This window comes from Acidithiobacillus sp. TH-A36, assembly GCF_057473445.1.
This window is the reverse complement of record NZ_JBYCKP010000135.1, coordinates 1-4005: the sequence shown is the minus strand read 5'-3', so window position 1 is coordinate 4005 and position 4005 is coordinate 1. Positions and strand designations below refer to the sequence as shown.

Annotated in this window: 3 protein-coding genes and 1 pseudogene; all 4 read left to right on the top strand. The window is 56.2% G+C overall.

From position 1 onward, the window contains the following. Positions 1-464, top strand: a pseudogene (locus AC2VLY_RS03755) (LysM peptidoglycan-binding domain-containing protein); the annotation flags it as partial. Then, entirely contained in the window at positions 464-1561 is a 1098-nt protein-coding gene (gene dprA / locus AC2VLY_RS03750; protein ID WP_486891875.1) for a DNA-processing protein DprA, read from the top strand. The pseudogene AC2VLY_RS03755 and the gene dprA, both read left to right, overlap by 1 nt. Before the next feature lie 10 nt (positions 1562-1571). Continuing rightward, on the top strand, positions 1572-2009 hold the full coding sequence (locus tag AC2VLY_RS03745; RefSeq protein WP_024894351.1) for a Smg family protein: 438 nt from the start codon (positions 1572-1574) through the stop codon (positions 2007-2009). A 3-nt stretch (positions 2010-2012) separates the two neighbouring features. Then, the coding region (gene topA, locus AC2VLY_RS03740) for a type I DNA topoisomerase (RefSeq protein ID WP_486921786.1) at positions 2013-4005 on the top strand (1993 nt) is incomplete at its 3' end.

Here is a 4005-nt window from a genome sequence, read left to right as displayed (position 1 = left end):
AAGACCTGGGGCAAGTGACGGTCACCCAGAGTGGTCATCACGCTGCGGTGCAAATCACCAAACTCCGCAAAGAAATTGATCTTGGTGCACGCCTGGTGCCAGCAGTCACGACGGCAATCCCTCATTATTTTCCCAGTGCACCCCTCCATACTGTCGCGGGTCATATCATTGGCCAACTGGATGGGAACCCGGCGCTGACCGTCGGCCAGGTAGTCATTATTGATCGGGGTGCCCGGGATGATCTCAAGCCCGGTAATATCCTGCAGATCCAGCGCAGCGGGGTGACGACCAATGCGGTTACCGGCAAGGCCTTTGTACTACCGGACCAAACTATCGGCAATATCATGGTGTTCCGGATTTTCCCCTCGGTTTCCTATGCGGTCATCACCATGGCCAGTCGGAGCATTCGTGTGGGTGATGAAATCCACAGTCCTGCCTCAGCCGATGGCACAGTGCAAAAATAATGTCTGATGCCGCCTGGCTGGCACTTTGCCGAATTAACGGTTTGGGGCCACAGCGCCAACAGGCTTTACTGGCGCGATTTAGCCATGCTGCCGCCTGCTTTCAAACGGGTGCCGGCCTGTTGCAGGACCTCGGTTTGTCCGCAAAGCAGATTCAGGCCTTACAAAAAGACCCCGAAGACCTTATCCGTCCTGCTGACCGGCGCTGGCTGAATAGTCCCGATACGGATTTATGTCGCTGGACGGATCCCGATTATCCGCCTTTGCTGCGGCAAATTCCCGACCCACCGCCCCTGTTGTTTATTCGGGGACAGCGTTCCTGTCTGAGCCAGCCCATGCTGGCCATTGTCGGCAGCCGCTCGGCAACGGCTTTGGGGGCAGCTACTGCAGAAGCCTTCGCCCGCAGTCTTGGTGAAACCGGACTGATCATCACTAGCGGCCTGGCCTTGGGTATTGATGCTGCGGCCCATCGTGGTGCTCTGGTCAGTGGCACTGTTGCCGTACTGGGCACCGGCGCCGATCTGATTTATCCGCGCACGCATTTACAGTTGGCGCACCAGATTATCGAGCATGGTCTGCTCGTCAGTGAACAGGCTCCGGAAACCGGGCCACATAGTGGCCTGTTTCCGCGTCGCAACCGCATCATCAGCGGGCTCAGTCTGGGGGTACTGATTGTTGAGGCGGCGGAAAACAGTGGCTCCCTGATTACTGCCCGCCTGGCTATGGAACAGGGGCGAGAAGTATTTGCGGTACCCGGTTCAATCCACTCGCCGCTGTCCCGGGGTCCGCATCGTCTGATTCGTGACGGTGCTAAACTGGTGGAAAGTGCCGGGGATGTGTTGAGCGAGCTGGGGCCGCTATTTGGCGCATTATGCCAGGCCCGACCAGTAACAGCAGCGGATCATTGGCAACCTGACGATCCCCATCAGGCGAAAGTCTGGGCAGCCATGGACTTTGATCCTCTGACAGCAGAAGAAATTGCTGCGCGTTGTGGATTGACGCTGGGCGAGCTTTCGGCCATCCTCTTGGAAATGGAAATATCAGGTTACCTCACGGCCAGCCCCGGCGGCCGGTTCTGTCGCCTCCCTCCTGCACCCTGAAGGCTCTGGCATGGAAGACGTCATAGACATAATTACATACCTACTGGATCACCTCGACGACGAAGACGACGCGGTCATCGAAGATCATCTTCGTGCCGTGGGTTTTCCCGACGCGGACATTCAGCGCGCCCTCGACTGGATGGAAGGTTTTGCCGTTGAAGAACAGGAAGATACCAGCCCCAGAGCGCTGCGCGCCTATCATCCCTATGAGCTGCAGAACCTTTCTGTGGCAGCACGCGGTCAACTGCATGACTGGGAGCGCCTGGGCGTCATTAACGGCGCCATGCGGGAGCGGATCATTGATCGTTTACTGGCCCTCGACCTTGAGGATATGGATATGGAAACCCTTGACTGGGTTGCCTTCATGGTAATGGCCAACGATCCCGGCCCGGAAGCACTCTGGGTAGATGCCTTACTGGACACAGACGGAACCCGGATACTGCACTGACCTATGGCCCATCAGCTCGTAATTGTCGAATCTCCTGCCAAAGCCAAAACCATCCAGAAATATCTCGGGGATGATTTTGAAGTTCTGGCCTCTTATGGTCACGTTCGTGATCTTCGCCCCAAAGAAGGGGCCGTTGATCCTGAGCAGGATTTTGCCATGCGCTATGAAGCCATCGAACGCAATGAACGGCATGTAGAGGCCATTATCAAGGCATTGCGCAAGGCTGATAAACTCTGGCTCGCCACCGATCCGGACCGCGAAGGTGAGGCCATTTCCTGGCATTTGGTAGAACTGCTGCGCGAGCGCAAGCAGTTGGAAAACAAGCCCGCCCAGCGCGTGGTTTTTCACGAAATCACCAAAAAGGCCGTACAGGAAGCCATTGCCAATCCCCGCGAAATCGCCATGGATCTGGTCAATGCCCAACAGGCCCGGCGCGCCCTGGACTATCTGGTGGGCTTCAATTTGTCGCCGCTGCTGTGGCGCAAAGTGCGTCCCGGCCTTTCTGCCGGTCGGGTGCAAAGTGCCGCCCTGCGTCTGATCTGCGAGCGGGAAGATGAAATTGAAGCTTTTGTCAGCCAGGAATATTGGACGATTGCGGCACGCCTGCTGCACGCCGACAATGAGTTTTCCGGGCGTTTGACGCACTGGCAAAACAAAAAACTGGAACAATTTGATATCAACAATGAAACCCAGGCAGAATCCATACGCAGCGGTATGGAAGCGGATATGCAGCAGCAACCACTTCAGGTCCGCGAAGTGGAGCGTAAAAGCCGGCAACGTCAGCCTGCCGCGCCTTTTACAACGTCTACCCTGCAGCAGGAAGCCTCCCGTAAACTGGGGTTCAACGCCAGCCGCACCATGCGCGTCGCCCAGCAGCTTTATGAAGGCATAAACATTGGAAGTGAAACCGTCGGCCTGATCAGTTACATGCGTACGGATGCCGTCAATCTTTCCGAAGAAGCCATTGCCGATATTCGCGGTTTCATCGACGGGCATTATGGTCATGAATTTGTACCGGAAAGCCCGCGCCGTTACAAAACCAAAACCAAAAATGCCCAGGAAGCGCATGAAGCCGTCCGCCCGACGGACATCAGCCGGACTCCGGAAATGCTGCAGGGTATTCTCGAAAAGGATTTGTGGCGGCTCTATGATCTGATCTGGAAACGTAGCGTCGCCTGTCAGATGGCCCCGGCCCGCCTGGATATGGTCGCTGTGGACATGGATGCCGGGACCCACTGGACGCTGCGTGCCAACGGTTCGACCGTTACTTTCCCCGGCTTCATGGCGGTTTATCTGGAAGGGAAAGATGATACGGACGAAGATGAAAACAACCGTATTCTCCCGCCTCTGGAACAAGGCGACCAGCCGCAAGTTCAGGGCGTAGATCCGGAACAGCATTTTACCGAACCGCCACCCCGCTACAGTGATGCGACGCTGGTAAAAACTCTGGAAGCCCATGGCATCGGGAGGCCCTCTACTTACGCCAGCATTATCCAGACCCTGCAAAATCGCGAATATGTAGAAACGGAACAACGTCGCTTTAGGCCCACTGATCTGGGCAGAGTCGTTGGACGCTTCCTGTCCAATCATTTTGAGCGTTATGTGGACTACAACTTTACCGCAGGTATGGAAGATGAGCTGGATGCCATCTCCCGAGGCGAAAAGCAATGGCGGCCGGTACTGAACGAATTTTGGGGACCATTTCGCTCCTTGCTGGATGAAAAAGCCAACGTCAGTCGCGCCGAAGCCACCAGCGAAGCCATGGACGAAAATTGTCCGGAATGTGGAAAGCCTCTATTTCTGCGCCTTGGACGGCATGGTCGTTTTGTCGCCTGTTCAGGATACCCCGATTGCAAGTACACCCGTCCTGTGGACGGGCCCCGGGAAGCCCCAGAACCAGTTGGACGCGACTGTCCCGACTGCGGAAAACCCCTGGTCTATAAAACCGGTCGCTACGGGCGCTTTATTTCCTGCAGTGGTTATCCGGAATGTAAGC

Coding starts and splice junctions, on each gene's coding strand:
- AC2VLY_RS03745 (WP_024894351.1), top strand. CDS start 1,572: ATGGAAGACGTCATAGACATAATTACATACCTACTGGATCACCTCGAC.
- dprA (WP_486891875.1), top strand. CDS start 464: ATGTCTGATGCCGCCTGGCTGGCACTTTGCCGAATTAACGGTTTGGGG.